At 68.6% G+C, this 14708-nt stretch carries 15 protein-coding genes and 1 tRNA gene; 3 read left to right on the top strand and 13 right to left on the bottom strand.

Annotated features, from left to right (window positions below):
- Positions 1-32: 32 nt before the first annotated feature.
- From glyA to ED92_RS09065, 6 genes are all read right to left on the bottom strand, one after another.
- Positions 33-1301: a serine hydroxymethyltransferase gene (gene glyA / locus ED92_RS09090; protein ID WP_037335192.1), complete on the bottom strand. Its 1269-nt coding sequence runs from the start codon at positions 1299-1301 to the stop codon at positions 33-35.
- A 111-nt stretch (positions 1302-1412) separates the two neighbouring features.
- A complete protein-coding gene (locus ED92_RS41280) occupies positions 1413-1826 on the bottom strand; it encodes a hypothetical protein (RefSeq protein ID WP_052120324.1) in 414 nt (137 codons plus the stop codon).
- Complete coding sequence (gene rplK / locus ED92_RS09080; protein ID WP_037335188.1) at positions 1823-2254, bottom strand: 50S ribosomal protein L11; 432 nt, start codon at positions 2252-2254, stop codon at positions 1823-1825. The genes ED92_RS41280 and rplK overlap by 4 nt, the downstream gene beginning before the upstream one ends.
- Positions 2255-2287: 33 nt before the next feature.
- Complete coding sequence (locus ED92_RS09075) at positions 2288-2809, bottom strand: gamma carbonic anhydrase family protein (RefSeq protein ID WP_037335186.1); 522 nt, start codon at positions 2807-2809, stop codon at positions 2288-2290.
- A gap of 87 nt (positions 2810-2896) precedes the next feature.
- Complete coding sequence (locus ED92_RS09070; RefSeq protein WP_037335183.1) at positions 2897-4123, bottom strand: M14 family metallopeptidase; 1227 nt, start codon at positions 4121-4123, stop codon at positions 2897-2899.
- A 116-nt stretch (positions 4124-4239) separates the two neighbouring features.
- Positions 4240-4827: a TetR/AcrR family transcriptional regulator gene (locus ED92_RS09065; protein ID WP_037335180.1), complete on the bottom strand. Its 588-nt coding sequence runs from the start codon at positions 4825-4827 to the stop codon at positions 4240-4242.
- Between the two features lie 123 nt (positions 4828-4950).
- Between ED92_RS09065 and ED92_RS09060 the strand changes: the two genes are divergently transcribed.
- The gene (locus tag ED92_RS09060; protein WP_037336264.1) at positions 4951-5415 is read left to right on the top strand and encodes a GreA/GreB family elongation factor; all 465 of its coding nucleotides are present in this window, start codon (positions 4951-4953) and stop codon (positions 5413-5415) included.
- A gap of 93 nt (positions 5416-5508) precedes the next feature.
- On the opposite strand, the gene ED92_RS09055 is transcribed toward ED92_RS09060, so the two are convergent.
- The 6 genes from ED92_RS09055 to ED92_RS09030 form a co-directional block, all read right to left on the bottom strand.
- Positions 5509-7041, bottom strand: coding sequence for a PstS family phosphate ABC transporter substrate-binding protein (locus tag ED92_RS09055; protein ID WP_037335177.1), 1533 nt, complete (start codon positions 7039-7041; stop codon positions 5509-5511).
- Positions 7042-7113: 72 nt separating this feature from the next.
- Entirely contained in the window at positions 7114-8601 is a 1488-nt protein-coding gene (locus ED92_RS09050; protein WP_037335173.1) for an NAD(P)/FAD-dependent oxidoreductase, read from the bottom strand.
- The gene (locus ED92_RS09045) at positions 8598-9083 is read right to left on the bottom strand and encodes a hypothetical protein (protein WP_037335170.1); all 486 of its coding nucleotides are present in this window, start codon (positions 9081-9083) and stop codon (positions 8598-8600) included. The genes ED92_RS09050 and ED92_RS09045 overlap by 4 nt, the downstream gene beginning before the upstream one ends.
- On the bottom strand, positions 9080-10009 hold the full coding sequence (locus ED92_RS09040; protein ID WP_037335167.1) for a hypothetical protein: 930 nt from the start codon (positions 10007-10009) through the stop codon (positions 9080-9082). Before ED92_RS09040 ends, ED92_RS09045 begins: the two co-directional genes overlap by 4 nt.
- Positions 10009-10824, bottom strand: a complete 816-nt coding sequence (locus ED92_RS09035; protein WP_037335164.1) for an SDR family oxidoreductase — start codon at positions 10822-10824, stop codon at positions 10009-10011. The genes ED92_RS09040 and ED92_RS09035 overlap by 1 nt, the downstream gene beginning before the upstream one ends.
- The gene (locus ED92_RS09030) at positions 10821-11747 is read right to left on the bottom strand and encodes an alpha/beta hydrolase (RefSeq protein WP_235213222.1); all 927 of its coding nucleotides are present in this window, start codon (positions 11745-11747) and stop codon (positions 10821-10823) included. The genes ED92_RS09035 and ED92_RS09030 overlap by 4 nt, the downstream gene beginning before the upstream one ends.
- Before the next feature lie 44 nt (positions 11748-11791).
- On the opposite strand from ED92_RS09030, the gene ED92_RS09025 reads away from it, so the two are divergent.
- Positions 11792-12430, top strand: coding sequence for a TetR/AcrR family transcriptional regulator (locus ED92_RS09025; RefSeq protein ID WP_016337801.1), 639 nt, complete (start codon positions 11792-11794; stop codon positions 12428-12430).
- A gap of 82 nt (positions 12431-12512) precedes the next feature.
- On the opposite strand, the gene ED92_RS09020 is transcribed toward ED92_RS09025, so the two are convergent.
- Positions 12513-12586, bottom strand: a tRNA-Thr gene (locus ED92_RS09020).
- 140 nt (positions 12587-12726) lie between these two features.
- Between ED92_RS09020 and ED92_RS09015 the strand changes: the two genes are divergently transcribed.
- Positions 12727-14424, top strand: a complete 1698-nt coding sequence (locus tag ED92_RS09015; RefSeq protein ID WP_152610842.1) for a hypothetical protein — start codon at positions 12727-12729, stop codon at positions 14422-14424.
- Positions 14425-14708: the final 284 nt, after the last annotated feature.

Here is a 14708-nt window from a genome sequence, read left to right as displayed (position 1 = left end):
GAGCCGAGGGAAGGAGGCCTTCACGCGTTGAACTACGCCGAGTAGCCCGGGATCGGGAACGGCGCCAGGAACTCGCGGATCTCGGCCGCGATGGTGTCCAAAGCGGACTGTTCCTCGCCCGCCGCCGCGGTGATCGTGCGGTCGATCCACTCCGCCACCTTGACCTGGTGCTCCGGCTCGAGCCCGCGGGTGGTGATCGCGGAGGTGCCGAGCCGGATACCGGACGGGTCGAACGGCTTGCGCGGGTCGAACGGCACCGTGTTGTAGTTCAGTTCGATCCCGGCGCGGTCCAGCGCCTGCGCGGCCGGTTTGCCCGGCACGTTCTTGTTCGTCAGGTCGATCAGCAGCAGGTGGTTGTCGGTGCCGCCGGACACGAGGTCGTAGCCCCGCTCCACCAGCGCTTCCGCCAGCGCCCGCGCGTTGGCGACGATGCGGTGCGCGTACGCGGAGAACTCCGGCTTCTGCGCCTCGCCGAGCGCGACGGCGATCGCGGCGGTCGTGTGGTTGTGCGGGCCGCCCTGCAGGCCGGGGAACACCGCCTTGTCGACGGCCTTCGCGTGGTCGGCGTCGGAGAGGATCATCGCGCCGCGCGGGCCGCGCAGCGTCTTGTGCGTGGTCGTGGTGATGACCTGCGCGTGCCCGACCGGCGACGGGTGCGCGCCACCGGCGACCAGCCCGGCGATATGCGCGATGTCGGCGACCAGCACGGCGTCGACCTCGCGGGCGATCTCCGCGAACGCCGGGAAGTCGATGGTGCGCGGGATCGCGGTGCCGCCCGCGAAGATCAGCTTCGGCCGGTGCTTCAGCGCGAGTTCGCGGACCTGGTCGAGGTCGACACGGCCGGTCTCCTTGCGGACGCCGTAGCGGACCGGGGTGAACCACTTGCCGGTCGCGGACACGCTCCAGCCGTGCGTGAGGTGGCCGCCGTCCGGCAGCGCCATCCCGAGCACGGTGTCGCCCGGCTGCGCGAAAGCGAGGTACACCGCGAGGTTCGCCGGGGAACCGGAGTACGGCTGGACGTTCGCGTGGTCGACGCCGAAGACGGCCTTCGCGCGTTCGATGGCGAGAGTCTCGACCTGGTCGATGAGCTGCTGGCCCTCGTAGTACCGCTTGCCCGCGTAGCCCTCGGAGTACTTGTTGGTGAGGACGGTGCCCGTCGCTTCGAGGACAGCCTGGGAAACGTAGTTCTCGGACGCGATCAGGCGGATCTTGTCGTGCTGGCGTTTCGCCTCGTCCTCCACGAGCCCCGCGATCTGCGGGTCGGCGGCGGCGAGCGCGGAAAGTTCGGGCTGGTGTGTCATCGGACGTACTCCTGCCAGAGACGGCCGGACCCAGGCGCGCGGTACCGGCCTTGTCGTCGCTTCCCGGTGGTGCTCCACCTCAAATGGCGCCAGTCGCTGGTGCGGACCAGCCTAGAGCACGGCGCGAGGCCCGGCGTGCGGACGATGTCCGGCGCACCACCGGCGGCTGCATCCGGCCGTGCGGTCGCAGAACGCCTGTGCGCAGACGGCACAGCGTTTGATCCGCCGCCAGCCACCGAACACGACGAGTTCCGCCAGCCCGGACGCTCCCGCGACCAGGTCACCGCAGCCGGGCCACGCCGTCACGTGCACCAATCGCCAGCCCTTCCCGGACTCGACCAGCCGCGGCGCGGCACCGTTCCCGGCGAGGATCCGGTTGAGCCGGTCGGCGGCGGCGGGTTCGTCCGGCAGCGCCGATACGACCCCGGCGAGCCACGGATTCCCTTGGGCCAGCAGCCTTTCCGCGATCTCGAGAGCCGGGTCGAGGTCGCGGAAAGGCGGGACGATCACGTGCTTGCGCGTCACGGTTCTTCGATCGCGACGCCCATCGAGCGAGCGGTGCCCGCGATCGTGCGCATGGCCGCTTCGACGTCGCCGGTGTTGAGGTCCGGCAGTTTCCGCTCGGCGATCTCGCGCAGCTGTTCCCGGGTCAGCTTCCCGGCGACCTCATGCCCCGGGCGGCCGGATCCCTTGCCGCCCAAGGCCTTCTTGATGAGGAAGGACGCCGGCGGGGTCTTCAGCCGAAGCTCGAAGGAACGGTCTTCGAACACCGACACGACCACCGGGACGATGTCGCCCCGCTGCGCCGCCGTCGCCGCGTCGTAGGCCTTCTTGACCTCGACGAGGTTCACGCCGGTCTGCCCGAGCGTCTTCCCGAGGTCGACCACCGGCGCGTTGCCGGCGGTCAGCTCGAGGGTCGCCTGATGTGTTTTCTTCTTCGACTTCGGTGCCATGCGCCGAAGCTATGGTCTCCAGTTACTGGAGAGTCAATCGATCGGTTTGACGGTCTCCGCGTGACGGCGCGCCAGCTCCTGGTAGATCACCGCGTTGTGCTCGACCCAGCCGCGGGCGGTGCCGTCGAGCGGGACGTGCTTCTTCGCCGGGCTGCCCATGGCGACCGTCTCCGGCGGGATGACCATGCCGGGCGTCACCGTGGCACCGGCGGCGACGAGTGCCTTCGCGCCGATCTGCGCCTTGTCGAGCACGGTCGAGCCGTTCCCGATCAGCGCCTGCTCGCCGACCGTGCAGTCGTGCACGAGGCACTGGTGCCCGACGGTGGCGTTCTTGCCGACCTCGGTCACGCCGCCGTTGACGTGGATGACCGAGTTGTCCTGCACGTTGGCGCCCTCGCGGACGATGATCTTCCCGAAGTCGGCACGCAGCACGGCGCCGTACCAGACGGAGGCGCCCTTCTCGACGACGACGTCGCCGATCAGGGTGGCGGTGGGGGCGATCCACGCTTCGGGATCCACCTGGGGACGCAGCCCCTCGAATTCGAACATCGGCATGCCCCGCACCCTATGCGCGAAAGTCCGTGAAGGCCTCCTTCCCTACCTTGAGAGTAGGGAAGGAGGCCTTCACGGAACTCTGGAGCCTCAGCCGATGGCGGTGTTCAGCAGGAGGTCCACGGCCTTGTCGTTACGGGTGGTCTCCCGGACGATCACCTCGTCGGGAGGGTAGAAACCGGGGTTCGAACCCCGCGGGTACATCTCGAAGGTGAAGCTCAGGATCTTGTGGGTGCCCCACATCCAGTCGTCGATCGTCCCGTCGGTGATGTACAGGTCGCTCGACTGCTGCGGCGTGTAGCCGTTGGTCGCCGCCAGCTGCCGCCCGAGCGTCTGGAACCGCTGAGCCTCGGCCGCGGTCATCCCGGGTGCGGTGTCGTTGTAGGTGAAGCCGAACGGCCACAGCACGAGCTCCGAATAGGTGTGGAAGTCGATGCTCGCCTTGATCTGCTGGACGCCGCCGATCTTGCGCGAGTTGACGAAGTTGGACACCGCGCGGGTCTCCGGCGCGGAGAACGCCGACGGGCCGCGGTAGGTCTCGCTGGTGGTCGAGCCCGACGAACCGCCGCAGCAGCCCCAGTTGTAACCCCAGTTGCGGTTGGGGTCGGTGCCGTTGCCCTGGCGGTTCTTGCGCCAGTACTTGTAGCTGCCGCCGGAGATGTCGTACTCCGAGCCGTCGGGGTTGACGTTCGGGATCACGTAGATCTCGGTGCTGTCGACGAAGCGTTTGATCGCCGGGTCCGAGGCGTAGCCCTGGGTGAACCGGTTCACGATCCGCAGGCACATCTCGGTGGTCAGGTGCTCACGCGCGTGCTGGTTGCAGGTGAACAGGACCTCCGGCTCGTTCTCGTCCGTGCCGACGTTGTCGCTGATCTTCAGCAGGTTCAGCGCCCGGCCCTGGTACGAGTTGCCGACGCTGCTCAGCCGCGCGATCGACCCGTAGTTCGACTGGGCGTTGCGTAGTTCCGTCGTCACTTCGGCGTAGTTGTGGAAGCCGGAGTCCGACGGCGGGAAGTCGTTGATCGCGTTGGTGCCGACCTTCTCCGACCGGTCGACCACGCCGCGCTGCTCGACGCGGTAGCCGAGCGAGCGGATCTTCGCCGCGTCGCGCGCCTCGCCGATGAACGTGGTCGTGCCGCCCGCGGAGCCGAGGACGTCGACGCCCAGCCGGGAGATCTGGGTGCGCTGCTGGGAGGTCCCGGTGCCGAAGACCTCGTAGATCTGGACCTGCGCGTCCTCGGCCTGCTGGTCCGCGGTCGCCGGGCTCGCGGCGACCGGGATGGTGAACGCCGCGACGGCCGCGATCGCCACGGCCATGCACCGTCTTATGCGCATCGTCGTCTCCTAGCTCTGAGGCAGGGGAAGGGGAACCTCACCATGACCGGAGCCGGAAGGGCGAACAATCCGTAACGGTACGGATCTAATGCGTATTTCTAGCCGTAGTTCGCGAAACAGAGCGCTTCGATGTCACCACGCAGTGCGGCGAACGGCCGCCGCCGGACGCGCTGCTGGACGATCGCACCGAGCAGATAGGACAGTAGGGCCCGCGCTCGCGCCCGCGGGTCTTCGACGTCGAGCGGCGCGAGCAGTTCCGCGAGCAGTTCGGTGATCGAGGTCAGCATGACGTCGATGGCCTGAGGGTGCTGCGCGCGGCCGGCGGCGATCCAGTATTCGAACCAGAGGAAGGCCGCGTTCGGACGGCCGGAGAACTCGGCGAGGAAGGCTTCCAGCGCGGCGAAGAGCCGCTCATCCGGGTGATCGTGTTTCGCCGATATTTTGCGCAAATCGGCGGTGAACGTTGTGATGTGCGCCGCCATCGCGCGGTCGATCAAGACGTCGATGTCCGCGAAGTAGTAATGAATCGCACTCTTCGTGAGCGGCCCGGCGTCCGCGATCGCCCGCACGGTGCAGCCCGCGAGCCCGTCCCTGGCGAGCACGACACGCGCCGCTTCGACGATCTGTTCCTGTTTCTGCAGCTGATTGGGGGAGAGCCGCGCGCTGCGGCCGGGAACGGCGGTCACGAAGTTCCTTACACCAAGTAGTCAGGACACGAGCCCTGAAGCTTAGGGCAAGCGTCCTGTCCGATCACAGCGGGTGAAAAATCTAGGTGGCTAGCCGTCGATCCGTAGCGGACAATGCCCGGCATGGTGACCTCAGGGGACAACGGGTTCAGCCCGGCCGCACGACGGCAGCTGGAGAAGGAACTCGCCGATCTGCGTGCGCAGCGCGACGCGATGGCGCCGCTCGTCGGCGAGCAGGAACGAACCGGCGACGCCGCCGACCAGGCGGAGGTGCTGGACCGCGCGGAGGCCGCCGCCTACCTCGACCGGCGCATCGCCGACGTCGCGGCGAAACTGGAGCACGGCGGCCGTGACAGCAAGGGCCTGCTCCCCGACGGCACCACCGTCACCCTCAGGTTCGCCGACGGCGACGAAGACGAGCTCCACATCGTCACGATCCCCGGCGAGGACGCGGACGCCTCCACGGTCACCTCGGACAGCCCGCTCGGCCTCGCGCTCGTCGGTGCGAAGGAGGGCGACGAGATCACGTACCGGACGCCGCGTGGCGAGACCAGCGCCACCGTCGTCACGCTGAAGCCGCCTGCCTGACCCTCGTACCGCCCCGGATGTCATGAAAGGGTCGTTCAGGACACTTTTCGTCCTGAACGACCCTTTCATGACACTTGAACGCCGGTCAGGCCTTCACGCGCCCGGACGGCACAGCACCGGATTCGCCAGCTCGGCGCACGGCCGGTGCCCGTGCGACCGCACGATGTCCTTGCCGACCTGGTTGGTCAGGTACCGCAGGAAGCTCGCGACGAGCGAGTCGGCCTTCGGCTCGCCGAACGTGTACGCGTACTCGGTCTCCCAGAACGGGTACGCCGCGTGGATCGCGCCCTCCAGCGTCGCCTGGTGACCGTCGATCCGCACCGGCAGCACGTCCTCGCGTTTCGTGGCGGCGCCCAGTTCGCTGTAGCCGAGCGCGCCCGGCACGCGCGCCACCGCGTCGAGGACGTCGTTCGTGGACGGCTTCGCGCATCGCACCACCCCCGGCTGGGCACCCGGCGCCGGTTTGAGGCAGTCGTCGGAGTTGTCGCCGGGCTCCCGCTTGCCCGCCAGGATCCGCCCCTCGAACGTCCGCCGCGTGCCGGAGTCCGAATGCCGGTCGACGAGCCGGACCGGCCGGTCCTTGCCGCCGATCTCCCGCCAGTTCGCGATCTTGCCGTCGTAGATGTCGCGGATCTGCGTGAGCGTGAGGTCCTGGACCCCGGCTTCTTTGTTGATCACGAGCGTGAACAGCGAGAACGCGACCGGACGCGGCAGCAGCTGCGGGAAGCCCTCGCCCTTCGCGCCGTCGGAGAACGCCAGCACGCCTTCGTTCCCGGCCTGGTTCAGGCTGCCGAGCCCTTCCGCGCTCCCCCGGGTGTCGAAGACGAACGACGCACCCGGGCACGTCTTCGCGTACGAAGCCGTCGCTTCCTTCAGCACCGGCGCGAACGCCGTCGATCCGGTGATCGTGAGCTTCCCGGACGCGCAGTCCAGCGGCGGCGGCTTCTCGTCGAAGAACAGGGAGCGGGTCAGCTGGAAGATGCTGATCACCACGAGGAACAGGATGAGCGCGATCACCGAAGTCGTCGGCCCGGTGCGACTCTTGGTCTCACGGAGGCTGCCGCCCTTGATCTCGCCGACGACCTGGGGATCGTCGAAATCGTCGGGCGAGCCGTTGGGGATCCGGTCGAGCACGGCGAGGATCTTGTAGTGCGCGCCGCGGTTCAACGGCACCCTCGGCAGGTCGATCACACCCGCCGGCCGCTCGGGATTCTCGTCGCGCGCGCCGAAACCGGAGTCGTCGCCGAAGCATTCGTGCAGATGCGGCGAGCTGAGTTCGGTCACCACCATGCCCGCCACGGTGCGGCCGGGGAACTTCACGCGGACGCCGACGCGGTCGTTCTCGTTGACCGCGTAGTCGTCGGTGTCGATGTCGGTGGTGCCGTTGTTCTCAATGCGCAGCAGCACGAACGACGGGTCGACGAGCCGCTCGCCGTTCTCGTGCTGCAGCTGCGCCAGCGCGTCGGCGGTCGGCGCGAACCCGCGCCCGGACGCCGTCGGGGTGTCCATCTGCACGCGGTAGCCGAGCCGTTTGCGGCCGACGAGGGCGAACTCCCACAGGAAAGCGACGGCCGGGACGGCGATCCCGGCCACCGCGAGCAGGACGTCCCAGGGAAAGCCTTCCAAGACCAGCCTCCAGGTTCGGGGAATCGAACCTAAGGCCCGTCACGGCCGGGGACGGCGGACTTCAGCCAGTGTTCACCGCCCGTCCGCGAAGGCGTAGTCGTCGAGGTCGAAGAACCGGCTCGTCACCATGGTTTCCAGCGTCGGCGAGGCGCGGAACGGCACGTCCCCGTTCGCGTCGAAGTAGTAGCTGTTGGCCAGTGAACAGCTGTCCTGGAAGAAGACCTGGTGTTTGCGCCGGTCCAGCATGCTCCGGAAGTAGCGGTCGTTGGCCTCGCTCGTGACCTCCACGCGCGTGGCGCCGGTCTTCCTCGCGTTGCGCAGGCAGCGGATGATGTGCGCGGTCTGCGTCTCGATGAGGTTGAAGTACGAGGAACCGTTGTAGCCGTAGGGCCCGAGGATGGTGAAGAAGTTCGGGAAACCGGGGACGCTGACGCCCTGGTAGGCCTGGAACCGGTTCTCCTCCCAGAACTTCTCCAGATCCGCGCCGCCCGAACCGCGCACGGTGAAGGCCGGCATGTTGCCCTTCTCGAACACCTTGAACCCGGTCGCCAGCACCAGGACGTCGACCGGATGCTCGGTGCCGTCGGCGGTGCGCACGCCGGATTCGGTGATCGCGTCGATGCCGGTGGTCTCCAGCGTGACGTTGTCCCGGTTGAACGTCTGGAGGTACTCGTTCGAGAAGCTCGGCCGCTTGCAGCCCAAGGCGTAGCGCGGGGTCAGCTTCTCGCGGGTTTCGGGGTCCTTGACCGCGCGGCGCAGATGCGCGCGCCCGATCCGCTCGCCGGCGCCCGCGGTCGGCAGCAGGTTGTGGAAATGCGCCGCCAGCGGGAAGGTCACCTCGACGAGGGCCTGACTGGCCAGCCTGGACACCAGTTTCGCGCCCGGCAGCCGCCGCAGCGCGAGCCGCGCCGTCCGGGGCAACGCGGCGTCGGGTTTGGGCAGGCACCAGATCGGCGTGCGCTGGAACACGGTCAGATGCGCGGCCTCCGGCGCGATGGACGGGATCACCTGCACGGCCGATGCCCCGGTGCCGACGACGGCGACGCGTTTACCCCACAGGTCCACGCCGTGGTCCCAGCGCGCGGTGTGCATCACCGTGCCGCGGAAAGCGTCGATGCCGTCGATGTCCGGCGGCTTCGGCTGGGTGAGCACGCCGGTGGCGCCGACGACGAACCGCGCCGTCATCGACCACCCTTCGGCGGTTTCGAGGCGCCACAAGTGCGTCTCGTCGTCGAAGGTCGCGGAGACGACCTTGCTGCCGAGGCGGGTGCGGCGGCGGATGTCGTACTTGTCGACGCAGTAGTCGGCGTACGCCTTCAGTTCACGGCCGGGCGCGTAGACCCGCGACCAGCCGGAGATCTGCTCAAACGAGAACTGGTAGCTGAACGACGGGATGTCGACGGCCACACCGGGGTAGGTGTTCCAGTGCCACGCGCCGCCGACGCCGTCGCCCTCCTCCAGCATCAGGAAGTCTTCGAAACCGGCTTGGTGCAGCAGGATCGCGGCCCCGATACCGGAGAATCCCCCGCCGATGATCGCGATCTCGTGGTCGGGTTTCATGCGGGGAGTCCTTCCTCGGCGAACAGTGAGCTGGGCCCGAGCACCACCACGTCGGCCTGGTGCTCGATACCTTCGGCGGTGCGGATTCCGCCGGGCGCGAAGGCGTAAACCGGCCAGGTGATGAGCTTGCAGCCGGGCCGCCGAAGCGCGCCGTAGTAGCCGAGGCCCGGCGCCGTCCGCCGTGAACCGAAGCGGCGGTCGGGCGTCAGGAGCCTGCGGATCCAGGGGTCTTTCACCTGCCAGCGCAGGAAAACCCGGGCGACGGCGATGCCGAGCACGGTCGGGCCCGGGACCGGCATCGGCACCACCCAGTCCGGCTCCTCTTGGAACACCTTCACCGATCGCGCGGTGGCCACCACCTCGGGCACGATCTGCGCCGCCTCGCGGCCGGGCGCGAGCACGGCGACACGCTGCCCGGTGAAGTCGTGCCCGAACCACTCGGTGCCGCGCAGCACCTCGCCCCGGAACTCCCCGAGTGTCATGACGCGACCGGTTCGTGGGTGATCTCCTCGGTCCACGACTGCGGCTTTCCCAGCAGCCGGGCGGGAATCAGCCTGGTCGCCTTCACCATCGGGTCGGCGAGCAGCCGGTGGTAGACGTGCGAACGGTCGACGATCATCGCCGCCTGCGCCTTGAGCACGTGGTACGCCGGGATGCGTTTCGTGAACTCGCCGCGGCCGCCGATGGTGGAGAACCGTTTCACAGCGTTGTACAGCTTCTTCTCCGGCAGGCCCATCGCGACGATGTTGTCCCGCATCTTGTTGATCAGCGGCACGAACACCACGATCAGGCCGAGGACGATCTGGGGTTTGAGCGAGCCGATCGATTCGGTGAGCAGTTTGGTCGTGGATCCGGCGCCGATCAGTTCCAGCACCTCGAAATCGGCCGTGATGTGCCGGGCCTCGTCGGAGTTGATATGCCGGAACACCTGGTGGCACACCGGATCGGAGACCTCGTCCAGCAGGAACTTCACCAGCGCGCCGTCCAGCGCGCATTCCAGCAGCGGGATGAGCGTGGCGAGCGCCGTCAGCGGCAGCGTGTCGCCGAAGTCGTCGAGGACCTTGATGGCGAGCTTGACGTTGATGTTCGGCTCGGGCATCGAACCGTGCTCGTCGAGCATGCCCCAGCGCTTCATCAGCGCCAGTTCCGCGTTGGCGTGCTTCTGTTCCTCGGCGTGGAAGTAGCGGTAGATCTCCTGGATAACCGGGGTCGGCGCCTTCTTGGCCAGCGAGGCGAACCCGCGCGCGCCGACGTGCTCGATCCACACGAGGTCGGCCATGAACGGCCGCATCTTGGCGCGCAGTTCGTCGGTCATCGTCTCGGCACCGGGCGCGTCCCAGTCGATGTCGGCCAGCGACCACTGCTTGTCCTTGATGGTCTGGAGCATCGCCGCGAAGTCGTAGGCCATCACTTCTCCTTTTCGGCGGGCAGGAACCGGCCGAGCAGACCGGCGATCCGCGTGTACGGGACGGGCACGAACCGTTTGGCGTGCCACAGAAGCTGGGCGTCGGGCTGCGGCACGACGTAGAGGCGTCCGCGATCGTGGGCGTCGAGGGTCATCTTCGCGACACGCTCCGGCGAGAACCCGACCACATCGGACACCCGTTGCGCGAGGCCGCGTGCGCCGTCTTCGATGAGCTCGCCGCCGAAGATATTGGTGCGCACGAAGGTCGGGCACAGCACGGTGACCGCGACGCCGGTGCCGGAGAGTTCGGCGGCCAGTGTCTCGGACAGGCTGACGACCCCGGCCTTGCTCACGTTGTACGCGGCCATCCTCGGCGCCGCGGTGAATCCGGCGGCCGACGCGACGTTGATGACGCCGCCCGCCTTCGCCGCGCGCATGGCGGGGACGAAGGTGTGGCAGCCGTGGATCACGCCCCAGAGGTTCACTCCGAGCGTCCGCTGCCAATCGGACAGCGGGCTCTCCCCGACGAGTTTGCCGCCCGCGCCAATGCCGGCGTTGTTGACGACGAGATCCGGCTCGCGGCCGAACCAGGACCGCGCCTGGTTCGCCAAGTCCGCGACTTCGTCCACATCGGACACGTCACAGGCGATGGCGACCGCGTTCTCGAGCTTTTTCGCGGTTTCCTCGGCGGCTTCGAGGTCGATGTCGGCGCAGACGACCCGGCTGCCGCGCCGAACGAGCTCGGCCGCGATCGCCCTCCCGATCCCGCTGCCCGCGCCGGTGACGACAGCGTGTGCTCCGTGGGTTCGCTTGGTCATGCCGCCCTCACGATCGCTGGAAGGTTCCCGGTGAGGAAGCGGCAAGCCCGCTCCATCGCCGGCGCCGCTTCGGGGATGAAGCGGGTCAAGGCCTGGAAGACGTGCATCTGACCGGGCACCACGTCGAGTTCGCAATCGGCTCCCGCGCGGCGCAGCGCCCTGGCCAGCTCGATGGCGTCCGCGGCGAGCATTTCGCGCCCGCCCGCCTGGATGATCGTCGGCGGGAAACCCTTGATGTCGTCGAAGGCGAAGCGCAGCCGCTCCGACGCGAGGTCGGCGTCCACTGTGTACAGACCGACCAGCTGCGCGGCCGCGGCGGCGGAGATCATCGGATCCGGGCTCATCCGCTCTCGTTCGGCCGCGAGCCCGAAGGTCACGTCGAACAACGGCGAGAAGAGCGCCAGTGCCGCGGGCGGTTCTCGATGCTCGCGGAGCAGCTGCGCGGCGAGGTCGACCGCGAGATGCCCGCCCGCGGAGTCGCCCGCGACGAGAATCCGCCGATAGCCCTGGTCGAGAAGCCGGTCGTAGGCCGCGCGGACGTCGTCGGCGGCGCTCGGGAAGCGGTGCCGCGGCGCGAGCCGGTACTCGCAGGCGAAGACCGGCAGCCCGGTGCCGGCGGAAACCCGCGTGGTCAGCCCGCGATGCGTGCGCGCCGAGCAGAGCGCGTAACCGCTGCCGTGGATGTAGAGGACCACGGCGTTGCCCTCGCTCGTCCCGGGCGCGCGGACCCACTCGCCGCGGATGCCGGGCTCGATGCGGCTCCCCTTCAACGGCGGCGACGCCAGCCACAAACTGCTCGCGATGAAGGCACGGGAGAACGCGACCCCCGCACGGTTGGCCGGGATCGCGTTGGCGATCGGCCGCACGAAAGCGGACGTCAGCGCGGAGGCCAATCCGGCACGCAGGCCATTCTGCGGTCGCATGCCCTCAGAATGAATCTGAGGGCACCTGCTGTCAAGATGGAGGGGTGACCGCGTCCCGCCGCTACAGCGGCAAAACCGCCGACGAACGCCGCGCCGAACGACGGCTCGCACTCCTCGGCGCCGCACTGGAGATCTGGCAGGAACAGGGCTGGGCGGCGGTCACCATGCGCGGCGTCTGCGCGCGGGCGAACCTGACCGACCGGTACTTCTACGAGAGCTTCGCCAACCGCGACGCGCTGCTCGCCACCGCCTGGGAACAGGTCCGCGACGAAACCCTGCGGATGGTCCTCGACGCCGTCGCCGCCCGCATCGAGCAACCCGCCCTGGACCAGCTCCGCGCCGCCGTCGACGTCGTCGTGCACCACGTGCAGGAAGAGCCGTCGCGCGCGCAGATCCTGTTCGGCGACCACGCGGGCAGCGCGGTGCTGGAGCAGCTGCGGCGGCAGACCGTCCAGGAGACCACCGGCCTGCTGATCGACCTGGCGCGGCCGCATCTGAAACCGGACGTGGACGGGCTGGAGTTCCGGGTCAACGTCCTACTGGGCATCGGCGGCTTCGTCGAGATCATGCTCGCGTGGCGCTCCGGACTGCTCGACGCGGACGCGGACACGCTCGTCGAGCACCTCACAGGGGTGGGCACCTCGCTGTCGCGGATGTTCCTCAAAGGTGACACCAACGGGTGAACTTTCGGCTCGGCCCCGGCGCCGAGCCGGAAACGAGTCAGGGCCTCATCCGGAGTGTTCCGAATGAGGCCCTGACCTGCGGAGCCGCCTAGGGGAATCGAACCCCTGACCTATTCATTACGAGTGAATCGCTCTGGCCGACTGAGCTAAGGCGGCGGACATCGGGCTCGCACCCGATGACGGAGCCAAGTGTAGCGGAGGCTTGAACGTCACCTTCGAGGGCCACCGTCGTTAAGGTCCTATGACGCCGGTCTCAGTCCCCCAAGATCGGCCCATCCCCACTGGAGGACCTGTTCATGCGGCAACGACTGCCCCGTGTGCTGGCGCTTCCGGCCGCCGCGGCCCTGCTTCTGCTGACCGCGGCTCCGGCGACCGCCCAGACGATCCCGACCACGCCGATCCCCGATCCGGCGAATCCGGGACAGCCGCCGATGTCGGCGCCGATCGGGCCGCAGCCGCTCGGCAAGGCGGTCGGTGACGCGGGGGCGGCGCTCGGCGTGCTGCGGCTGCTGCCGAACGCGGTGCCGACCAGCGCCATCCTGCCCGGCGCGGGTGAGTTGCTGCCGAAGCAGTCCGCGCTCGAAGCGGGGATGGGGCTTTCCAGCGCGCAGGCCAACTCCGAGGCCTACCTGAACTACGAGAAGTCGATCGCGCAGTCGTCGCCGTTCGGCCTGTCCGCCGCCGGCAACGCGCCGCAGACGCCGGGCAGCCTCGTGCAGACGGCGCTGCCGGACAACCCGAAGCCGATCAGCGGCGGCCTCAACGCGCCGAAGAACCCACTGTTCAACCTCGGCCTGCTCAACGGTGAGGCGCACGCGCGCTGGAGCCCGACGCTCGGGCCGTGCGTCGGCACGATCGCCGATTCGAGCACGTCGATCGCGAACCTCGCGCTGTTGCCGACGATCCCGAACATCCCGGACGCCAAGCAGCTGACGGAGGCGAATGAGCAGCTCCAGGCCGGTCTCGGCGGGCTTCCCGGCCCGCTGGCGAACCTCGGCGGGCTGCTGTCGGGCACCAGCACCAGCGCCGACGGCAAGGGCGCGGTGCTGAGCCTGCCGAACACGCTGTCGTCGCGTTCGGTCGTGCGGCTGGTCGACATCCCCGGCTCGAAGAACAAGGCCGTCGAATCGACGTCGACCCTGCAGGCGGCCAACATCGAAATCCTGAAGGGCACGCCGCTCGGCCTGACGATCAAGGTCGCCAGCCAGCCGACGCTGCGGGTCACCTCGACCGGCGAGAAGAAGACGTCGAAGGTCGAGTACAGCGCCCCGGTGCTGCAGATCGTCCGCGGTGACAAGGTGCTGTTCACCCTCGACGCGAACAACCCGACCAAGGACATCCCGATCGGCATCCCGCTGCCGTCGCTCAAGCAGGTCCCGGGCTTCGACCAGCTGAAGAACGTGCCGGTGATCGGCGGGCTGGCCGAGATGCTGAACGGCGCCACCAAGCAGCTCCCCGGTGGCGAGGCCGGGAACGGGCTCACCCTCGACATCGGGGTGCTGAAGCTGTCGATCGCCGGGCTGAACCAGAAGTCGAGCGACATGACCTCGCCGTTCAAGGGCTTCCAGATGGGTGCCTCGGCGCGACTGCTGGACCTGCAGATCCTGCCGACGACGGCACTGCAGAAGGCGCTGCCGCCGGACGCCGCGAAGAAGCTGCCTTCGTCGCTGGCGCAGGTGTCGCTCGGTGAGCAGATCGCACGGGCGTACGCGCCCACCGGTGGTGTCGAGTGCGGGACGGCTACCCCGCCGCCCGCGGGCAACAACGGTGGCGCGGCGCCGAAGGGGCCGGTCAAGAACCTGGCGTACACCAACGCCGCCTACGACACGGTGCCGATGTTCTGGTCGGGTACGGCGATGCTGCTGATCGGCGTCGTTCTCGTGGCCGCCATGCCGGGACGCCGCCGGCTCGCCGTGGCTCCGGTTCCGGTCGCGAAGAAGTCGCCTGGCTTCAAGCCTTCGCCGCGGCCGCGCTCGCTGGACTCGGAGGACTAGACGGGGCGAGGAGGGTGATGAACGGTCCTTTCACGTTCCCGCGTGAGAGGACCGTTCGTACCCCCTGATCGCTCTTCAGCAGTGGGGCCCCGCCGCTTTGACGCGGTGGGGCTCCTTTGCTTTCGGCTCCCCCGAACCCGAAGCGCCTTCACTTACCCACAGCACTTGTCCACAACCACCCCCACCTGTGGACAACTCCCGTCACCAGCCCTTTTCCCCCTCCACCGCCGGTAGACTGGACTCGGGGACGCCCCCCTGGGAAGGGCGGGGGGTGGGGTAGGGAG

This window comes from Amycolatopsis sp. MJM2582 (genome assembly GCF_000754115.1).
GTDB classification, from domain to species: Bacteria; Actinomycetota; Actinomycetes; order Mycobacteriales; family Pseudonocardiaceae; genus Amycolatopsis; species Amycolatopsis japonica.
This window is presented reverse-complemented; position numbering and strand designations above follow the sequence as displayed.